Below are 18,480 nucleotides of genomic sequence, written 5' to 3' on the forward strand. Positions count from 1 at the left end.
AAATAAATGAAGAAATGGATGAATGCATTCTCAAGGCTTGGACTTTTCCCAAAACTGTTCCTCGTTATGTTCGTTAGCATCATTCTTGTCTCCGTGCTCATTCTATGGACATCGATTCATATGTCGACCAAGCTGTTTACCGAGACGTTCAGTATTACGAACTCCAAGGTACTTAGCCAGATCAAAACGAACTTTGAATCCTTCAACGATGCGATTGCTGCTGTATCCAATAATGTTAGCCAAAGCGGGGCAATTCGTGGTTATCTGTCTGAGGGGGAGGGTGACTCCCTCACGATGGCAAAATCCTATTATAATATGAGAGAAACGATGGACCGGATTCAATCAATTACGGAGTCCTATGAAGTTGGTATAACGATTAGCGGTATTAATGGGCGTACGTATTCCACCGATCGATCTCATCTTCGTTTATCAGCAGATGAATTGAAAGAGCAGCCGATTACGCTGGAAGCAGCGGCCAGTCCGAACCGGATCATTTTTGACGACTATCAGACGAATGATGAGACTGCCCAGCAGATGATCTCAGCGACCAAGGCATTGACGGATCGTGCTGAAAACCGACTCTATGGTACGTTGTATGTCACCATGAGAGAGAACGCATTTCGTCAGTTCTATAGCAGTTTCACGAGCAGGGGCAATGATGTGGTTATTCTGAATGATACGGGTGAGATTGTATCGTCCAATCGTGAAGAGTGGATCGGCACCACTCAACTCGAATTGCTGACCTATGCCAGAGAAATGAATAACGAAAGTGTAAAAGGTGTAAATGCACGGGTCATGGATCAGGACAGTGTGGTATTGTCCGAGTACTTACCATTTTATCGGTTTTATATTGTAAACGTCGTCGATAAGGATCTCGCGATGGGGCAGCTGATTGACATGAAGACAATTGCTCTGATCTGTGCAGCCATTGTAGCCGGAGCTCTCATACTCGTGTTCCTTATTACGAATCAGATCACGAAGTCGCTGCGCAGACTTGTGAAGCAGATGTCCAATATAACCAAAAGTGATCTGGACAACTATATTCCAGTCAGTGGGAGTTATGAGAGTCGACAGTTAGGTCACGCCTATAACTACATGCTGGACGAACTTCATGACTATGTGGATCAGCTGGTACTTACACAGCGGGAGCAACGAAATGCCGAGCTGGCGGCGCTGCAAAGCCAGATTAATCCTCATTTCCTGTACAATACCCTGGCTTCCGTGAAAGTCCTGGTTCAGCAAGGCAACAAGGATAGGGCTGCCGAAACCATCAATGCGTTAATCTCCTTATTGCAGAATACGATTAGTAACGTGAGTGAGACGATAACGGTGGAGCAAGAGGTCGAAAACCTGAAAAACTATGTATTCATTAATCATGTCCGATACGGAGGGCGCATTAAAGCAGCCTTCTACGTAGCTCCGGATTGTACACATTATCATGTACCCAAACTGGTGATTCAGCCCTTTATCGAGAATGCCTTCTTCCATGGATTCATTTCCAAGGAAACAGGCACTATTCATGTGATGGTCTCCAGAGCCGGAGAGTCATTGATTTGCGAGATTATGGATAACGGGGACGGGATAGAAGGATTCTCCATGGGTGAGTCGCTGCCCAATCCGAAGAATAATCGGCAATTGTTTAGTGGTATTGGTATCCGGAATGTACATGATCGCATAGAGCTATTGTACGGGGCACCTTATGGTGTAACCATAATGAGCAAACCGGGAGAGGGTACAAGGGTTACTGTTACACTTCCGTTGATTACGAGCTAATAATAGCTTTTGAGTGAATACAAGGTCGTTATTTTTATGAAAAGGTGGCTTTATAGAAGGTCTTCCTGGGTTGTCGTTGACAACACGGGAGGGCCTTTTTGGTGCTCAGAGCGTAAGAATTCAGCCAGACTTGTAAAATATTCAGATTAAAAAAGTACAAAATCAAAAAAAATTACAAAAAAACAAAATTAATGCAAGCGGTTTCTGTAAAGGTTTTCATTGTGGCAATAAGATGACAAATCAACACAAAATTATTACTAACGAATGAAGATTTGGGAATGATAAGATGAATTCATCGAGAGCAAACGCTTTCAGAAAACGCAAACAAATTACACACAAAGAGGTCGAAGGGGAGTTGAATCGTTTGAAAAAAATGTGGGTACTGATGCTCGTTACTGTCCTGCTGTTGTCTGCATGTTCTTCCGGTGGTGGAGGGAACAAGGCAAGTGAGGGTGAAAAAACCGCTAATGAAATTACGATCTGGGCTTGGGATAAAGCGTTTAACGTCGCTGCATTAGAAACAGCAAAAGAAGCCTATCAAAAACAAAATCCTGATCTGAAAATCAACATCATTGAATATGCTCAAGCTGATATTATCCAAAAGCTGAATACAGGTTTGAACTCGGGAACAAGCAGCGGCCTTCCGAACATTGTTCTGATTGAAGATTACCGTGCACAAAGTTTCCTGAACGCTTACCCTGATGCATTTAAAGATATGTCCTCTACAATCAAAGCTTCCGATTTCGCAGAGTACAAACTGGGACCAACCGCTTTTGATGGCAAACAGTTTGGTGTTCCGTTTGACTCTGGTGTAACAGGTCTCTACTACAGAACAGATTTGCTGGAGCAAGCAGGCTACAAAGCAGCTGACCTTCAGGACATCACATGGGATGATTACATCAAAATCGGTAAAGATGTGAAAGCCAAAACTGGCAAAGATCTGATCACACTTGATCCTAACGATTTGGGTCTGATCCGTATGATGATTCAATCCGCAGGTTCATGGTATTCCAAAGAAGATGGTAAAACACCTGATCTGGCTGGCAATGCAGCACTGAAAGAAGCATTTGTAACGTACAAAGCAATGATGGATGCAAATATCGTTAAGTTGAACTCCGACTGGAGCCAATTCGTGGCAGCATTCAACAATGGTGATGTTGCTACCATTCCTACAGGAAACTGGATTACACCATCCGTGCGTCAAGAAGCATCGCAATCTGGCAAATGGGCGGTAGCACCACTTCCTAAAATGGCTGGACAATCGAATTCTGTACACGCATCGAACTTGGGTGGCAGCTCTTGGTACGTTATGAATAATGTTGCTGGTGCAGACCAAGCGGCTGACTTCATGGGTAAAACATTCGGTTCTGATAAACAATTGTATCAAGATTTGCTGAACAACATTGGTGCAATCGGCACGTACAAACCGGCGGCAGAAGGCGAAGCATTTGATAAAGCCGACGAGTTCTTCGGTGGACAAAAAGTGTTTGCTGATTTTGCAAAATGGACACAAGAAATCCCTAGCGTAAACTACGGTATCAACACATATGCCATCGAGGACATTTTGGTTGTTGAAATGCAAAACTTCCTGAACGGCAAAGCGATTGATGACGTTCTGGCTGATGCACAGAAACAAGCTGAAGCACAATTAAACTAAGATGATCCACGGTAACTTATAGAACCCAAGGAAGCATCGGAGCCGTTCCACTGTCTGGCACAAGCAATAGCCGACCCGGACATGGTGGAGGCTCCCTGGGTTCTATCCATGTTACACGGAGAGAGAGGAGCCATACTGTGAAAGCCAAAGCCATGAATACAGGAGACAGTCTGCAAAAGAAAAATAATTTGACTGGATGGGCTTTTATATCGCTCGCTGTTATCGGGATCGTTGCATTTTACTTCTATCCGATGCTGCAAGCGCTGCTCTTATCGTTCAAGTCGGGTGTAGGAGCCAATCTTGAATTTACGGGCCTGGATAACTATAAAAGATTATTCATTGATACAACGTTCCGAACTGCTGTATCCAATACATTTCTGTACTTGATCATTCAAGTGCCTGTCATGATTATTCTCGGTTTGTTTATTTCCGTTTTATTGAATGACAGTACGTTACGCTTCCGTAGCTTCTTCCGTACTGCTATCTTCCTGCCTTGCGTAACCTCATTGGTTGCCTACTCTGTCGTATTCAAATATCTGTTCTCTTCTGACGGTATGGTTAACCAATTCCTGATGAATCTGCACGTGATTGCTGAACCGATTCAATGGATCACTGACCCGTTCTGGGCTAAAATTACGATTATAATCGCCGTTACTTGGCGTTGGACCGGATATAACATGATTTTCTATCTGTCATCTCTTCAGAACATTGATCAGTCGATCTATGAAGCTGCACGGATTGATGGCGCGAATGCTTTCACGCAATTTTTCAAAATTACCGTTCCATTGCTCAAACCGATTATCCTGTTCACCTCCATTACATCGACGATTGGTACATTGCAAATTTTCGATGAGATTATGAACATTACCAAAGGTGGTCCGGGTAATGCGACGATGTCCATTTCCCAGTACATCTATAACCTTTCGTTCAAATATTCACCGGACTTCGGATATGCGGCAACCGTTTCGTATTCCATCGTGCTGATGATTATCGTATTGTCCATTATCCAGTTCAAAGTGGCAGGTGAGAGAAATGGCTAAAGCAAAAGCAAAACGTATATTCACATATGTCTTTCTGTCCATCGTTGCATTTGTGTCCATCTTCCCGTTCTTCTGGATGCTTGTCAGTTCGACCAATGCTTCTGTAGATGTCACCAAAGGCAGACTGCTTCCTGGATCGGTTTTCCTTGATAACTTCAACAAATTGCTGGATTCAACCAATCTGGTACAGGCTCTTGGAAATTCGGCGATTGTTTCCGTTATTTCCACGATTCTTGCTTTGCTGATTGGTTCCTTGGCCGGTTATGGATTCGAAGTATATCGGACGAAATCACGTGATATCGTATTTAACATTCTGTTGCTGTCGATGATGATTCCGTTCGCAGCGCTGATGGTTCCTTTATACCGGATGTTTGCTACGATCTCTGGTTTTGCACCGTTCATCGGTATCAACACCATGGCCGCAGTTATTCTGCCGACCATCACAACGGCGTTCCTAATCTTCTTCTTCCGTCAGAACACCAAAATGTTCCCGAAAGAGATGCTTGAAGCTGGCCGGATTGATGGTTTGAGCGAAATTGGGATCTTCCTGAAGATCTACATGCCAACGATGAAAACAACATATGCAGCCGCTGCGATCATCACATTCATGAGCAGCTGGAATAACTACCTCTGGCCTCTCGTGGTGCTACAAACGCCAGACCAACAGACGATTCCGTTGTTAATCTCGAACCTCGGTTCCAGCTATTCACCGGATTATGGTGTCATCATGACCGCCATCGTCATCGCGACATTACCGACAGCCATTGTATTCTTCATTATGCAAAAACACTTTGTCGCAGGTATGGTTGGTTCCGTTAAGTAATGCATCATCATTAAACCGTCTGAATGGACGTCAATGTAGAAGAGGAGAGAAGAGGACGCCAGACATGGCGTGCCTCTGTCTTTCTGTTTGTTTATGTTTGTTTCGTAAAAGGAAAATAAGAATCTGTACTGAATAAGTAATAAATATATTTGTTTCAAGAGGGAGAGAGAGCCGAATGAAAGCAACACATGCAGATATTAACTGGCTGGGCGATGTAAGCGTTTTTGAAGTAAACCGCCTTAACGCTTACTCGGATCATCGCTATTACCGTACTATGGAAGAAGCGAAAGCATCCGGTGAAATGGCTATGCGCTACAACCTTAACGGAACGTGGAAATTTAATTATGCAATCCGTCCGGATTGCCGCCCCGAAGCTTTTTATAAGCAGGAGTTCTCCAATGCTGGTTGGGATGATATTGAAGTACCGGGGCATATTCAGCTCCAAGGCTACGGTCAGATCCAATACGTAAATACTCAATACCCTTGGGATGGCTTAAACGATCTGCGTCCACCTGCATTGCCGCAGGACCAAAACCCGGTAGGCAGTTATATTCGCACATTCCATTTGCCAACAGGCTGGCAGAACAGTCCGGTATATATTTCGTTTCAGGGTGTAGAATCTGCATTCTATGTATGGCTTAACGGACAGTTTGTCGGGTATGGGGAAGACAGCTTTACACCATCCGATTTTGATCTGACACCATTCCTCCAGGACGGAGAGAATAAACTGGCTGTGGAAGTGTATCAACGCAGCACAGGCAGTTGGTTGGAGGATCAGGATTTCTGGCGGTTCTCAGGCATTTTCAGAGATGTGTATCTGTATACTGTGCCGGCTGCGCATATTCGCGATGTGCGGGTTGTAACGGATTTGGACAAGTCTTATACCCATGGTACGTTAAACGTGGATCTGAAGCTTGAAGGAAAAGCTGCTGCTGGAGCCAAAGTGAACGCTGAACTAAGGGATGCTGAAGGCAACACGGTGAAAACATTTGGCGGGATTGAAGTTACCAATGGTCTGGTGAGTCTTCGTGAGGAGATTGGCCAAGTAAACCTGTGGAGCGCGGAGATTCCTTACCTGTATCGTCTGTACATTCAAGTATATGATGCAGCGGGCGAACTGGTGGAAGTTCTACCTCAGGCCGTTGGCTTCCGTACATTTGAAATGATCGATAAAGTGATGCACATCAATGGTAAACGTATTGTCTTCAAAGGGGTAAACCGTCACGAATTCAATCCGCGTCGCGGACGCGCTGTAACCAAGGAAGATATGCTGTGGGATGTTCAGACGATCAAACAAAACAATATGAACGCTGTTCGTACATCTCACTATCCAAACCAAAGCCTATGGTATGAACTGTGTGATGAATATGGATTGTATGTGATTGATGAAATGAACCTGGAGACACACGGATCATGGCAAAAACTGGGTGCAGTTGAGCCTTCGTGGGTTATTCCTGGCGACCGTCCAGAGTGGCATGATATCGTTATGGATCGTGCGGTGTCGATGGTAGAGCGGGATAAAAATCATCCGTCCATTCTGATCTGGTCTTGTGGTAACGAGTCTCATGGTGGTGAAGTGATTTATAAAGTTTCGCAATATTTCAAATCGGCTGATCCTACACGTCTTGTTCATTATGAAGGTGTGTTCCACGATCGTCGCTTCAACGACACGAGCGATATGGAATCACGTATGTATGCCAAACCGGCCGACATTGAGGAATTCTTGAACGCGAATCCGGAAAAGCCATATATCAGCTGTGAGTATATGCATGCCATGGGTAACTCCATTGGCGGTATGCATAAGTATACGGAACTCGAAGACAAGTATCCGATGTATCAGGGCGGATTCATTTGGGATTACATTGATCAAGCCATATACAAAAAAGATCGTTACGGCAAAGAGTTCCTTGCTTATGGCGGAGATTTCGGTGATCGTCCTTCGGACTATTCGTTCTGTGGAGACGGCATTGTGTACGCAGACCGCAGAGTGTCTGCCAAGATGCAGGAAGTCAAATTCCTGTACCAGAACATCAAGCTGTTCCCGGATCGGGAAGGCGTGAAAATCGTTAACGATAATTTGTTTGCAGACACATCTGAATTCGAACTGGTATACAGTCTGGATCGGGAAGGTCACGAAGTGCTGCATGGAACGTTTGAGGTAAACGTGGGTCCACAAAGCGAGACCGTTGTGAAACTTCCACTTGATGTGGAATCTCTTGCTGGCGGGGAATACGCAGTGAATACCGCGTTTGTATTAAAAGCAGCAACATTGTGGGCAGAAAAAGGCGAGGAAGTTGCCTTTGGACAGTTTGTATTTGCTCAGGAAAAGTCGGAAATTGTGGAGTCCGATCTGAACCTGACAAATGAAATTCAGGTCGTTGAAGGGGACGTTAATATCGGGGTAAGGGTAGGTCAGACCCATGTCCTGTTCTCCAAGGCTTTCGGAACATTGGTATCCCTGAAGCTGTCAGGTCAAGAGACGATTGCACAGCCTCCAATGCCATTGTTCTGGCGTGCGACCACCGATAATGATAAGGGTACTGCTATGGGCTTCGAGCTTGGGGCTTGGTATGCTGCAAGTCTGCTGCCTAGATGTGTGAACTGGAAAGCGGAACAAAACACGGATCAATATCGGATCGAATTCACGTACAAACTTAATATTTCGGCAGATGTACAAGTGAAAGTGGCTTATACCGTCCGTGCAGATGGTAGTGTGCATGTGCATAATACGTATAAAGGAACGGCAGGTCTGCCAGATCTTCCGATTCATGCGCTCTCCTTCAAAACTTCGCCGGACTTTGAAAATGTGGAATGGCTGGCGATGGGACCTGAAGAAAACTATGCGGACCGTGCATTTGGCGCTCGTCTGGGTATCCATGACAGCAAAGTAACGGATACCGTTGCTCCATATCTTGTACCGCAGGAGTCGGGCAACCGTACGGGTGTACGTTGGGCTAAATTGACCGACAACGCGGGACGTGGCTTTAAAATTGAATCTGCTGCAGCTCCAGTTGAGCTGAATGTATCTCCTTATACGGCATTTGAGCTGGAGAATGCCCAACATGCGTATGAGCTGCCTCCGGTGCATTATACGGTTGTAACGGTAACCGGCAAACAAATGGGCGTAGGTGGTGACGATAGCTGGGGAGCACCGGTTCATCCGGAATACCGCATCATCTCGGACGGCGAACTGCAATTTGAATTTGTCATTCGTGCGCTGTAATAGCGCTATATAAGATGTAGCTAAAGGACAGAGGTCTCCAAAACTGGGGGCCTCTGTTTGCTGTTATCAGATGATGAGCTATGAAACCGCTACCGTACCTGTCTCGTACTGTACTGGACATGGATAAAGGAGGGGTTTATTTTGAGCAGAAAAGCAAAGACGGGTGTATGGGTAACGGTACTCGTTATACTAGGCATCATTGTGGGATGCTTCATCTGGTATTTCAATACGGCTTCAGGTGAACGTGCGCTGAAAACGATGCGATCCAACAACTCCGGGGGTCTGGAACGTGTGGTTAACGTATACAGTAATTCGGGAGAATTGATTCATACGTATGAGGGTAAGATTGATTTGCAAGATACGGAGTATGGAAATAAGGTACTTTTTGATCTGGATGGCAAACGGATTGTGATCTATAACGCGACAGTGATTAGTGAAGAGAAGTAAATGAGGGGCGGTGCAAGAGTTCAGGCAGGAGCATTCCGATGACACTCTTTCGCTCATATGGTAAAATTAAGGAAATGAAGTGGAGAGGTGATGAGAGGCATGTTCATGGAGATGTTGTTGGCCCTGATTGCCATACTCGGAATGGTCGCATTCTATTGCTTAATCGCTTATTTCCTAATTCGTCTTATTTCCAGAAAAGCATTCAAGCGTACGTTAACCAAGTATGAAACAATTGAAATATTGGTATGGGCAGCAATGGTGTTTTTTGCTATTGTGATGATTAAGAATCAGTCATGGAATATGTTGCTGCCTGTAGTTCTCCTTATGGTTTCAATGATTAACCTGCACCGTTCAAATCGGAAATACAGAGAGATGAGCAAAGAGATGAACAAAGAGGGACTTTAATATGATACTGGATAAGTCGACAGACACCTCAGGGTTAACACAGGTTGCCGCACTTTCGGATGAATTGCAGCCTGTGTTTGATAAAGCAGAAAGTAAATATCAAGCGTGTGGCATTGAGCTGTTCTTTGTTTTCAGATGTCTGCCTGAAGAATATGAAAGAAAATCGACGGTCAGATATGCAAAGAGAGACAATACGATTTACTTTGATATGACAGTCAGTGAGGATCAGTATAAAACGTTTAGCAAAAGCAGACAGCGATATGAGCTGAGTCATTATTTCTATGCTTTTCTGAACGACAAACTAAAGAAATATAAGATCAAACACTTGGACCATACGGAATTTATCAATGACATGGAAGAATGGCTTAAAGAAATTGGATGGTTACAATCCGAATTAGAGACCAGTATGGATGAATATCGGGAATAAGGTTTTCTGATGGTGGTTTTATAATTAGTCAATGGGGTTATGGTACATAATAAAGATAACAAAAAGAAGCTCTCTTTCGAGAGCTTCTTTTTCATGGGAGAGGAGAAACCGGACGAAGAGCTTATGGGGAAACGTAAGTCTTCTCCGCGGTTGTCTACGACACTTGTGATGTCGATAATTACAGGATGGCCGGAAAGTTTCCTTTTTATACATATCCGTCAACAATTGCGTCAACAATTTTCTAGAGAGAAAGCAGACGCACTATTTTTCAAACTGAACCCGATTGTGGTACGATAGCTTTATCAATAAACTTACATAGAGAGAAAAGGTGACTCATCAGTGAGAGTGGTATCTGGGAGTGCGAAAGGCAGACCGCTGAAGGCTGTTCCTGGCACAGGGACGCGGCCGACCACCGACAAGGTGAAGGAAGCGTTGTTTAGTATGATTGGCCCTTATTTTGAGGGCGGTACAGCATTGGATCTGTTTGCAGGCAGTGGAGGTCTCGGTATTGAGGCGCTGAGCCGCGGCATGGACAAGGCTGTTTTTGTTGACTTGGAATCGAAAAGTATTGAAGTGATCCGTGCAAATCTGAAAGCAACCAAGCTGGAAGATCAGGCGGCCATATACCGGAATGATGCCAGTCGTGCATTGAAGGCGCTCGCCAAGCGAAACACACAATTTGATCTCGTATTTCTTGATCCACCCTACCGTATGAAAAATGGGGACGAGTTAATGCTTACGATGCACGAACTGGATCTGCTTGAACCGGAAGCGACCATTGTGCTTGAATATGAATCCAAATATAGTTACCCTGAGCAATTCGGCCCGTTTGAACAAACGCGCAAGGCATTGTATGGGGAGACAGCTGTATCCATCTATTATTATGCACCTGCTGCAACAACAGAAGATGGAGAACCTAGCGCAGCGGAAGGGGAGGCTCCTCATGAGTGAAATGATACATCGTCAGGAACGAATTGCCGTATATCCAGGCAGTTTTGATCCCGTAACTATGGGCCATCTGGACATTATTGCCCGGGCGTCGAAGCAGTTCGATCGCGTCATCGTGGCTGTGTTGAATAATATGAGCAAAAATCCATTATTTACGGTGGAAGAACGCAAGAGTCTTATTACGGAAGTCACGAGTCATCTGCCTAATGTGGAGGTGGACAGCTTCCGTGATCTGACGGCAAATTATGTACGGCAAAAAGATGCTCAGGTCATTGTCCGTGGTATCCGCTCGGTGACGGATTTTGAATATGAGCTTCAGCTGGCTTCGACGAACAGCAAGTTAAATCCGGATGCGGAAACCATTTTTATGATGACCAATCCGAAATATTCTTATCTGAGCTCCAGCATCGTCAAGGAAATTGCCCACTACCACGGAGATGTCACCGATCTGGTCTCACCTGAAGTGGAAGCTGCGCTGCGTCAGAAAATTAGCGAGAAAACCGGCGGTTAAACCAGAAGGTCAGCCCGGATAGGCAGATCATGACGGTGAGCAGCAATGCCAGACCGATACAGGCAGCAGGGAAACCATTCCAGACGGCATCGATGATGTCGGAGGTGTTCATGCCTACCAGGGACTGCTTGGTTAGGAAAGGTGCCAAACCATTGCCCGGATTGTTCTGAAACGTAGCCCAGACTTCGGAACTGTAACGGCTGAATGGCAGCCACAGCAGCAAGCTGATGAAAAATGCAACCAATGCATGAAGCAGGCGGATTCCGGCAAAATACAACATGGACGTTGTGGCAAGTCCCGCAGCTTTCAGCACGGCGGAGACTTGCAGATGAGAGCACAGACCACCCCAGCCGAGAACAGCTGCAAGCAAAGACATTAGCAGAACGGGTGTCAGTGGGCTCTGACTCAGATGATAAGTTCCGAGATGCAGTTCCAGCAGTGAGGGCCAAAAAGCAACTGAAGTACCGGGGGTGATATAGAGAGTGAGCAGCCGAACAAACACGGCAAACACAATCATATATCCTCCGGTCATCATTAAAGTTTGTACAGCTTGGGAGACCGTGTCTCCAAGCAATTTGCCGAACCCGCGTCCGTCACGTTTCTGGGCTTCGCGGGCTGCAAACATCATTTGTGACCATAGGCTCCGTCGTTTATACGAAGAAGGGTTTGCAGTTGGGAATTCTTCCTCTTTTGATTCCTTGGGTAGGAGTCGTACTCCGATCATGGCTGCAATCCATCCACTAACCCAGTGAACGATCAGAAGGAAATATCCAGCAGCAGGCTGATGAAGAAAAGCTGCACCGATGACAAGTATAATCATCAATGGATTGGCAAAATGAGATGCTGATGCGACAATACCCGCCTGTTTGGCGGTAATTTGTTGATCCTGCACTAGGCGGGAGGCGGTATCTGCTCCTGCCGGAAAGCCGCCACACATGCCGACAACAATGGCCAGTCCGGCTTTGCCCGGCAGACGGAACCAGCGCTGCATTAATGGCCCTAATAAGACGCCAAGTGCGTGGGTAAAGCCGAATGCAGTCAGCATTTGGGATAACATCAGAAATGGAAGCATGGCAGGAAAGATGATTTTCCACCAAATGTCTAAACCTTGAATAGAGGCATCGAATGCATCTTTCGGAGATACAACTACTGCAATTACCAGCAATAAAGCGCCTGTACTCATAAGTACCGTTCGTAACGGTCCAGAGCCCGTAACTTCGCTCTGCATTGTCATTGTTTCACCTCATATGGATCGTGCCGCATACACTCGGCCAGGATTAGTTGTGGACGGCCGAATGACGTCCGTGGACGCTTCGGCCTTGACCGGATAAGCTACTGTAAACAGCGGCCTATCCGGCCTGTACCATTGTATGCAAAAGCATGAGAGTGTTAGACTTATAATTATTGAAAGATACGCAAAGAACGGGGGCTCATGCAATGAATCGGATTCGGAAATCTGGCGGATTCAGAGCTTCGATCTTTGTGATCGTGGTGGCTCTGGTCGTCTATGTTGCGGTATATATGCCAACGCCATATATCATTTATATGCCTGGCAGTGCCGACGAAGTAAAACCCATGGTTACCGTGAAAGAGGGGGATAAGGAAGAACGCGGTGTGTTTATGATGACGACAGTGTCGGCAACATACGCCAATGTGTTTTTGCTAGGAACCTCCTTGTTTAATCGAAATGCTCAAGTGGATAAAAAAGAAGATCGGCTGCGTGGCAAAAGCGAAGCGGAATATTCTGCCGAACAGGTCTGGTTCATGAGTGATTCACAATCCTCGGCAATGGAGGCGGCTTATGAGCAGGCAGGAGTGAAATACTCCATTGTTCCTGAGCATATTTTTGTATTTGGGCTGTCCGAAGATCCAAAACCTAAGGGAGATATTGAGCCCGGAGATATTATTTTGGGTGTAAACGGAACGGCAACTCCGGACAATACAGTGCTGTCTGAGCAGTTAAAAAACAAAAAGGTCGGAGAAACGGTTGAGATGCAATTAGAGCGAGGTGGAGAGACCATCAGCCGCGACGTTCAACTGATTGAAGTGAAAGACAGCAAAACCGGTGAAGTTCGCCCGGCATTGGGTGTCATGATCGGTGCGGTTCAGAAAGTGAAAGCAGAAGATCCGGATAAACAGATTTCCTTCACGGATACTCAGGTAGGTGGTCCATCTGCCGGACTGATGTTCACCCTGGAGATTTACAATCAGTTGACCCCTGGAGATTTGACGAAAGGTCACCGGATTGCTGGCACTGGAACTATTAACAAAGAAGGTGTGGTTGGCGCAATTGGTGGCGTTGTGCACAAAATTGTTGCGGCAGACCGGAAAGAAGCGGAGTTTTTCTTTGTGCCGAAGGATAATTATAAAGAAGCTGAAACTAAGGCTGAACAAATTGGCACCAAAATGAAACTCATTCCTGTTAGCACAGTGGATGATGCGCTGGCTTATCTGAAAACCTTGTCTGTCAAATCCTAAAACAATTATTCGCAACGAATAATGCTTGAACCAATATGAGAATGATGTGAAATCCCCCTATTGCAACGATGCCGAATCGGTGTGCGATAGGGGGATTTTGTTTGAGTAGTCGATATTAAACAACGCATCATCAACAGAGTTTGATTAATCTTATACCCGTAGATCAGGATTGCATCAATCTATGCGTAAGCGTTGGCTCCCGCAAAAACTTGTGAGTCGATCCATTGAACTTGGGGCTTCGAAATCGTTTATGTTGAACCAGCTATGGATATGACTGAACGTAGAGTTAAAGTCTCACAGGTGGTTCATAGTAGTCGCTGTACATCATGCGTGTATCGATGTGTTCACAGGCGAGTGCATATGCTGCCTGAGCTTGTACATCCAGTTCCAACTGGTTATGGACAAAGGTTGATGGTTTCAGCAGAACGGGCAGAGAAGCCGTCTTTTTCATCTGTTTCAAAAGGCCCTGTCCTTGTGCATTAAACCCGAGCACTCGAAGATACGCTGGCCCTTCAGCCAGCTTCTCGGGCGAACATTCGGCCTTGGTATGATTCAGCAGGATATGGGTCAGCATGCGCTGTAGCTTTGTGCGTGTGTACCGTTTCGTTTTAAGTGCGTTCAGCAACGCCTCGACTGAAGGCTCCGGGAGCTGAGCAAGTGTACGGCTCAGCCTGTGTTCGAGTCCTTCCGTGACTTCGGCGATCTGCTCCAGCTCGGAGGCACGACGTGTGGCCGCGATGTGCAGCAGCGGCTGTGCAAAGCGCTCCCAGTGCACGGGAGCGCGGCCTTCCTGCCATTCGCGCCGCAGAATGGCAAGGGTTGCCGCCGGCACGTATGGCGCGGCGGCTTCGGGCCCGTCCGCCATCAGCAGGCGGCGGACGGCGGTTGCACTGGCGATCGCCCCCGGTCCGGGCGTCGCCTCATGATACGCGGCACCGGTACGCGCCGCCGTAAAGGGCTTGATCGCGCTGCCCAGCCGCTGCAGCGCGATCAGGTAATGCAGCCCAAGCGAATTGTTGGGCTGCCCCAGCAGTGCAGCGGCGTCTTCCGCATCGACGCCGCCAGGCGCCAGTGCCGCCGCCGCACCTGCGTATGCGGCGGGATAGCTGGCGCCTTCCCGCAGGCGGCGCGCGATATCCTCGCGCAGCCCTGCGGGCTCCACAGCCAGCACGCGCGCAATGCGCTGCAGGCTGTCCAGGTCGCCGGACTCGCTGCCAAAGCAGAGCGAGTCCACCACGCCTGTGCGGTGCAGAAGTGACACCGCACCAAAGGCGAACCACTCGGCCGGTTGTACAGCATAGGCAACCGGCAGTTCAAGCACCAGATCGGCGCCAGCATGCAGCGCCATCTCAGTGCGTGCCCTTTTGCCCACGATGGCGGGTTCGCCGCGCTGGAGGAAAGGGCCGCTCATCACAGCCACAACAACGTCTGCTCCACTGAGCCGCCTTGCTTCACTCAGATGGTAGACATGTCCGTTATGTAAAGGGTTATATTCAACAATGACGCCAACGGCTTTCATATGAGAACGCGCTCCTTTCGGTAAATATTCAAATGGGGATCAATCTTTCTCTTCCTAGCCCGATAATATGTGAGCTCATCTTGTTCCATAATAGGACATGGATATACCTTTGTTCAAATCATATCGCAGTGTGTACAACGAAAAAGAAAAGAATCCTTCAGATCGATATAGCCCGAACCCGCCTTCAAAATGCATGACTTGTAGTTTAACTTACAGTAAGCCTATAATGTATCAGAGATCGAATGCGGATTAGGATCGTCAATTTCAAAAAGGGTGTAAAGTTAAAAGTGTTGACAAACGTCTTGGAAAATCGGTATAATGATTTTTGTTTGTTAAGTCAATTTCATAATACTTTTAACGATGAATCGTCAGATTACATACAGTCAGGAATTTGATGTGTTGCAAGAGTCAGGTTTGACCTGTATAACTGTCGTTAGGCGTTTAACTTTAATTATGAGATTGGTTTCGTTTGGAGTGATGGGAAATGTTAATGCCATTTCGCAAAGTGGCTACCAGTGATGGTCCCCTGCAGTTTAATGAACAGTGGGATATCAAGGAACTGGTTTCTAACCGACAAGATATCACAGCCGTTACCCCGCTGACTGCAGATTTATCTGCAGAGTTCAGAGAGGGAGACGTTGTGGATGTTCATGGCAAGCTGACAGTAGGAGTGGACATGTTGTGCTCCCGGTGTCTTAAGCCGATTAATGAACATTTTCATATTGATTTTCATGAGCAATTCAAGAAGGGAAAGCAGCCAGAGGAATTGCACGAAGACGACGATACTTTCTATGTGGATGGAGATAGCGTTGATCTGAAGGGTTATGCTGAGGAAGCTTTTCTGCTGAATCTTCCGTTTATACCGCTGTGTAGCGATACATGCAAAGGGTTATGCCCCAAGTGTGGCCATGAGCTGAACGAAGGTGACTGCGGTTGTGATAACCAAGTTATCGATCCGCGGCTTGCAGGGCTCAAGGATTTTTTTAAATGAGCATGATTGAAAATCGAACATTGTAACAACTACCTGCAAAGGTTTATTTTGATAAGGAGGTGGGAATAATGGCAGTACCTCAACGGAGAACATCCAAGACGCGTCGCGACAAACGTCGCACTCACTTTAAATTGGCAGTACCGGGTATGGTGAAATGTGAACAATGTGGCGAGCTGAAGCTTAGTCACCACGTATGCAAAGTGTGCGGAACGTACAAAGCAAGAGAGATCATCTCTCAATAATAGCTAGACATCAAGTAGCACTTCATTTCGATGAGGTGCTACTTTTTTTAGACTATAGCATCGCAAAAATAACTACCTTTACCTGTATTCTATCTTCGTGAATATAGTTCAATATACGTTTTTGATATTTTAGTAAGGCTCGTTACTGGTTGTGTTCGGGGCTGTGAAGCCAGGCTCCGCAAGGCAGGATTGTTTTTGTTCACCCAGCCTTTCTTTTTGACACGGGATGAGATATACTATAGTTTAGTACCAGGTTCTAAGATTTGACGTTACATAAACATGAACCATGATTCGTGTGAGAACGACCCTGCTGAACAGGGATGCAACTATAGAAGCAACGTGAAAGAGTATTGAACTGACCGGATTGGGCGGTTCCTTAAACGATACAGCGGGGGGTGTCAGGCATCGAACGTGTACCGAAGAGACAGAGGCAGCAGCAGTTAACCAAAATGATCGAAGACAACCCGTTTGTGACGGATCAGGAACTTACACGCCAATTGAAGGTGAGTATTCAGACGATTCGTCTCGACAGACTGGAGCTTGGGATTCCCGAGCTTCGGGAGCGGATGAAACTGATGGCGGAGCGTTCCTATGATCAGGTGCGCTCGTTGCCCCTGCATGAGATTATCGGTGATATTGTGGACTTGCAACTGGACAAGAGCGGGATTTCCTTGTTTGAGATTAAGGAAGAACACGTATTTTCGAGAACGGGCATTGCTCGAGGACACTATGTTTTTGCACAGGCCAACTCGTTGGCTGTAGCCGTTATTAATGACGAGATTGCTTTGACGGCGTCCGCAGACATTCGTTTTGTTCGTTCGGTTCATTTGGCCGAGAAATGTATTGCGAAGGCCTATGTGAGATCGATTCCGGGTCAAAAGGGCAAAGCCAAAGTAGAAGTGTTCACTTATGTGGGTGAAGAAATGGTGTTTCAAGGCAACTTTGTAATCTACCATTCAGGTGGAGAAGACAGCGTAGAAGGAGGTCATTTGGGATGAAAATCGTCATTGATGCCATGGGAGGCGATAACGCACCTGCGTCAACAGTAGAAGGTGCGATCGCCGCGGCTACGGAATGGGCGGATACACAGATCGTCCTGGTCGGCGATGAAGCCAAGCTGGAACCTCTTCTGAGTCAGTCAGGTGCCAAACCTGCTAATCTGACGATTCGGCATGCTTCCGAAGTGATCGGTTCGGATGATGAACCAGTAAAGGCAGTCCGTCGTAAGAAGGATGCCTCCATGGTGGTTGCAGGTCGTATGCTTAAGGAAGGCGAAGCAGACGCCATGATCTCTGCGGGCAATACCGGAGCGCTGATGACAGCCGGCTTGCTTGTGGTAGGTCGTATGGAAGGTATTGAGCGCCCGGCGCTTGCACCCATGATTCCAACGATCGATGATGTGGGTGTACTTGCACTTGATCTTGGTGCGAATATGGATGCCAAACCGGAACACCTCGCACAGTATGGTCTGATGGGGAGCTTGTATCGGCAAAAAGTGCAGGGAATCGCGTCACCAAGAGTGGGCCTGCTCAATGTGGGAACGGAGCCCGGTAAGGGGAATGAGTTGACCAAACATGCCTATCCTTTGCTGGAGCAACTTCCGATTCGTTTTGTTGGTAACGTAGAGGCCCGTGATGTGCTTACAGGTGCGTGTGATGTGCTTGTATGTGATGGATTTGCCGGAAATATATTGCTGAAATCGCTCGAAGGCACAGCAGGTGCCATTTTCGCTCTGCTTAAGGAACAATTCTCATCATCGCTCAAAAGCAAACTGGCTGCTGCTGTGCTCATGCCTGAGCTGCGCGGTTTGAAACGGAAACTGGATTATACCGAGCATGGTGGTGCACCACTCCTCGGCTTGAGCAGACTTGTGGTGAAAAGTCATGGATCGGCTGATGGCAATGCCATCAAAAATGCTGTGCGCCAAGCACGGATTGCAGTACAGAACCAGCTGGTGGAGAGCATATCTAAGGAAATTAGCGGGAAGTGAGTGAAG

At 46.7% G+C, this 18,480-nt stretch carries 18 protein-coding genes; 16 read left to right on the forward strand and 2 right to left on the reverse strand.

The features are described from left to right. The first annotated feature begins 6 nt into the window (after positions 1-6). The 11 genes from PTQ21_RS16190 (at position 7) to coaD (ending at position 11,254) form a co-directional block, all read left to right on the forward strand. Entirely contained in the window at positions 7-1,773 is a 1,767-nt protein-coding gene (locus tag PTQ21_RS16190; RefSeq protein WP_063564680.1) for a cache domain-containing sensor histidine kinase, read from the forward strand. A 373-nt stretch (positions 1,774-2,146) separates the two neighbouring features. Continuing rightward, positions 2,147-3,430, forward strand: a complete 1,284-nt coding sequence (locus PTQ21_RS16195) for an ABC transporter substrate-binding protein (protein ID WP_371121407.1) — start codon at positions 2,147-2,149, stop codon at positions 3,428-3,430. A gap of 152 nt (positions 3,431-3,582) precedes the next feature. After that, positions 3,583-4,470 (forward strand): carbohydrate ABC transporter permease, encoded by an 888-nt coding sequence (locus PTQ21_RS16200; RefSeq protein WP_053783937.1) that lies wholly within the window; start codon positions 3,583-3,585, stop codon positions 4,468-4,470. Continuing rightward, a complete protein-coding gene (locus tag PTQ21_RS16205) occupies positions 4,463-5,293 on the forward strand; it encodes a carbohydrate ABC transporter permease (RefSeq protein WP_274566358.1) in 831 nt (276 codons plus the stop codon). The genes PTQ21_RS16200 and PTQ21_RS16205 overlap by 8 nt, the downstream gene beginning before the upstream one ends. Before the next feature lie 175 nt (positions 5,294-5,468). After that, positions 5,469-8,516: a beta-galactosidase, LacZ type gene (gene lacZ / locus PTQ21_RS16210; protein ID WP_274566359.1), complete on the forward strand. Its 3,048-nt coding sequence runs from the start codon at positions 5,469-5,471 to the stop codon at positions 8,514-8,516. A 141-nt stretch (positions 8,517-8,657) separates the two neighbouring features. Continuing rightward, on the forward strand, positions 8,658-8,963 hold the full coding sequence (locus tag PTQ21_RS16215) for a hypothetical protein (RefSeq protein WP_063564677.1): 306 nt from the start codon (positions 8,658-8,660) through the stop codon (positions 8,961-8,963). 105 nt (positions 8,964-9,068) lie between these two features. Continuing rightward, positions 9,069-9,368, forward strand: coding sequence for a hypothetical protein (locus PTQ21_RS16220; RefSeq protein WP_139209279.1), 300 nt, complete (start codon positions 9,069-9,071; stop codon positions 9,366-9,368). A gap of 1 nt (position 9,369) precedes the next feature. After that, positions 9,370-9,795: an Imm44 family immunity protein gene (locus PTQ21_RS16225; protein ID WP_274566361.1), complete on the forward strand. Its 426-nt coding sequence runs from the start codon at positions 9,370-9,372 to the stop codon at positions 9,793-9,795. Between the two features lie 93 nt (positions 9,796-9,888). Continuing rightward, on the forward strand, positions 9,889-10,092 hold the full coding sequence (locus PTQ21_RS16230) for a hypothetical protein (RefSeq protein ID WP_072733440.1): 204 nt from the start codon (positions 9,889-9,891) through the stop codon (positions 10,090-10,092). A gap of 42 nt (positions 10,093-10,134) precedes the next feature. Next, on the forward strand, positions 10,135-10,746 hold the full coding sequence (gene rsmD / locus PTQ21_RS16235; protein WP_063564674.1) for a 16S rRNA (guanine(966)-N(2))-methyltransferase RsmD: 612 nt from the start codon (positions 10,135-10,137) through the stop codon (positions 10,744-10,746). Between the two features lies 1 nt (position 10,747). Further along, entirely contained in the window at positions 10,748-11,254 is a 507-nt protein-coding gene (gene coaD / locus PTQ21_RS16240; RefSeq protein ID WP_090807427.1) for a pantetheine-phosphate adenylyltransferase, read from the forward strand. On the opposite strand, the gene PTQ21_RS16245 is transcribed toward coaD, so the two are convergent. Next, a complete protein-coding gene (locus PTQ21_RS16245; protein ID WP_090949089.1) occupies positions 11,232-12,488 on the reverse strand; it encodes a nucleoside recognition domain-containing protein in 1,257 nt (418 codons plus the stop codon). The two genes, coaD and PTQ21_RS16245, sit on opposite strands and share 23 nt — an antisense overlap. Before the next feature lie 203 nt (positions 12,489-12,691). Here PTQ21_RS16245 and PTQ21_RS16250 point away from each other — a divergent pair, with 203 nt between their 5' ends. Next, entirely contained in the window at positions 12,692-13,732 is a 1,041-nt protein-coding gene (locus tag PTQ21_RS16250; protein ID WP_064639097.1) for a SepM family pheromone-processing serine protease, read from the forward strand. Positions 13,733-14,018: 286 nt separating this feature from the next. On the opposite strand, the gene PTQ21_RS16255 is transcribed toward PTQ21_RS16250, so the two are convergent. Continuing rightward, positions 14,019-15,251 carry a nucleotidyltransferase gene (locus PTQ21_RS16255; protein WP_274566363.1) on the reverse strand — a complete coding sequence of 411 codons (1,233 nt, stop codon included), beginning with the start codon at positions 15,249-15,251 and terminating at the stop codon, positions 14,019-14,021. Between the two features lie 484 nt (positions 15,252-15,735). Here PTQ21_RS16255 and PTQ21_RS16260 point away from each other — a divergent pair, with 484 nt between their 5' ends. The 4 genes from PTQ21_RS16260 (at position 15,736) to plsX (ending at position 18,474) form a co-directional block, all read left to right on the forward strand. Next, the gene (locus PTQ21_RS16260; protein ID WP_063564671.1) at positions 15,736-16,242 is read left to right on the forward strand and encodes a YceD family protein; all 507 of its coding nucleotides are present in this window, start codon (positions 15,736-15,738) and stop codon (positions 16,240-16,242) included. 68 nt (positions 16,243-16,310) lie between these two features. After that, positions 16,311-16,484 carry a 50S ribosomal protein L32 gene (gene rpmF / locus PTQ21_RS16265; RefSeq protein WP_017689233.1) on the forward strand — a complete coding sequence of 58 codons (174 nt, stop codon included), beginning with the start codon at positions 16,311-16,313 and terminating at the stop codon, positions 16,482-16,484. A 449-nt stretch (positions 16,485-16,933) separates the two neighbouring features. Further along, positions 16,934-17,482 carry a transcription factor FapR gene (gene fapR / locus PTQ21_RS16270; protein ID WP_063564670.1) on the forward strand — a complete coding sequence of 183 codons (549 nt, stop codon included), beginning with the start codon at positions 16,934-16,936 and terminating at the stop codon, positions 17,480-17,482. Beyond that, a complete protein-coding gene (gene plsX / locus PTQ21_RS16275) occupies positions 17,479-18,474 on the forward strand; it encodes a phosphate acyltransferase PlsX (protein ID WP_063564669.1) in 996 nt (331 codons plus the stop codon). Before fapR ends, plsX begins: the two co-directional genes overlap by 4 nt. Positions 18,475-18,480 lie beyond the last annotated feature (6 nt).

Origin of the sequence: Paenibacillus marchantiae, from assembly GCF_028771845.1 — a bacterium.
Lineage (GTDB): Bacteria > Bacillota > Bacilli > Paenibacillales > Paenibacillaceae > Paenibacillus > Paenibacillus marchantiae.

Coding starts and splice junctions, on each gene's coding strand:
- PTQ21_RS16245 (WP_090949089.1), bottom strand. CDS start 12,488: ATGACAATGCAGAGCGAAGTTACGGGCTCTGGACCGTTACGAACGGTA.
- PTQ21_RS16190 (WP_063564680.1), top strand. CDS start 7: ATGAAGAAATGGATGAATGCATTCTCAAGGCTTGGACTTTTCCCAAAA.
- plsX (WP_063564669.1), top strand. CDS start 17,479: ATGAAAATCGTCATTGATGCCATGGGAGGCGATAACGCACCTGCGTCA.
- PTQ21_RS16205 (WP_274566358.1), top strand. CDS start 4,463: ATGGCTAAAGCAAAAGCAAAACGTATATTCACATATGTCTTTCTGTCC.
- PTQ21_RS16255 (WP_274566363.1), bottom strand. CDS start 15,251: ATGAAAGCCGTTGGCGTCATTGTTGAATATAACCCTTTACATAACGGA.
- PTQ21_RS16230 (WP_072733440.1), top strand. CDS start 9,889: ATGGGAGAGGAGAAACCGGACGAAGAGCTTATGGGGAAACGTAAGTCT.
- PTQ21_RS16225 (WP_274566361.1), top strand. CDS start 9,370: ATGATACTGGATAAGTCGACAGACACCTCAGGGTTAACACAGGTTGCC.
- lacZ (WP_274566359.1), top strand. CDS start 5,469: ATGAAAGCAACACATGCAGATATTAACTGGCTGGGCGATGTAAGCGTT.
- coaD (WP_090807427.1), top strand. CDS start 10,748: ATGATACATCGTCAGGAACGAATTGCCGTATATCCAGGCAGTTTTGAT.
- PTQ21_RS16195 (WP_371121407.1), top strand. CDS start 2,147: ATGTGGGTACTGATGCTCGTTACTGTCCTGCTGTTGTCTGCATGTTCT.
- PTQ21_RS16200 (WP_053783937.1), top strand. CDS start 3,583: ATGAATACAGGAGACAGTCTGCAAAAGAAAAATAATTTGACTGGATGG.
- PTQ21_RS16260 (WP_063564671.1), top strand. CDS start 15,736: ATGTTAATGCCATTTCGCAAAGTGGCTACCAGTGATGGTCCCCTGCAG.
- PTQ21_RS16220 (WP_139209279.1), top strand. CDS start 9,069: ATGGAGATGTTGTTGGCCCTGATTGCCATACTCGGAATGGTCGCATTC.
- rpmF (WP_017689233.1), top strand. CDS start 16,311: ATGGCAGTACCTCAACGGAGAACATCCAAGACGCGTCGCGACAAACGT.
- PTQ21_RS16250 (WP_064639097.1), top strand. CDS start 12,692: ATGAATCGGATTCGGAAATCTGGCGGATTCAGAGCTTCGATCTTTGTG.
- fapR (WP_063564670.1), top strand. CDS start 16,934: ATGATCGAAGACAACCCGTTTGTGACGGATCAGGAACTTACACGCCAA.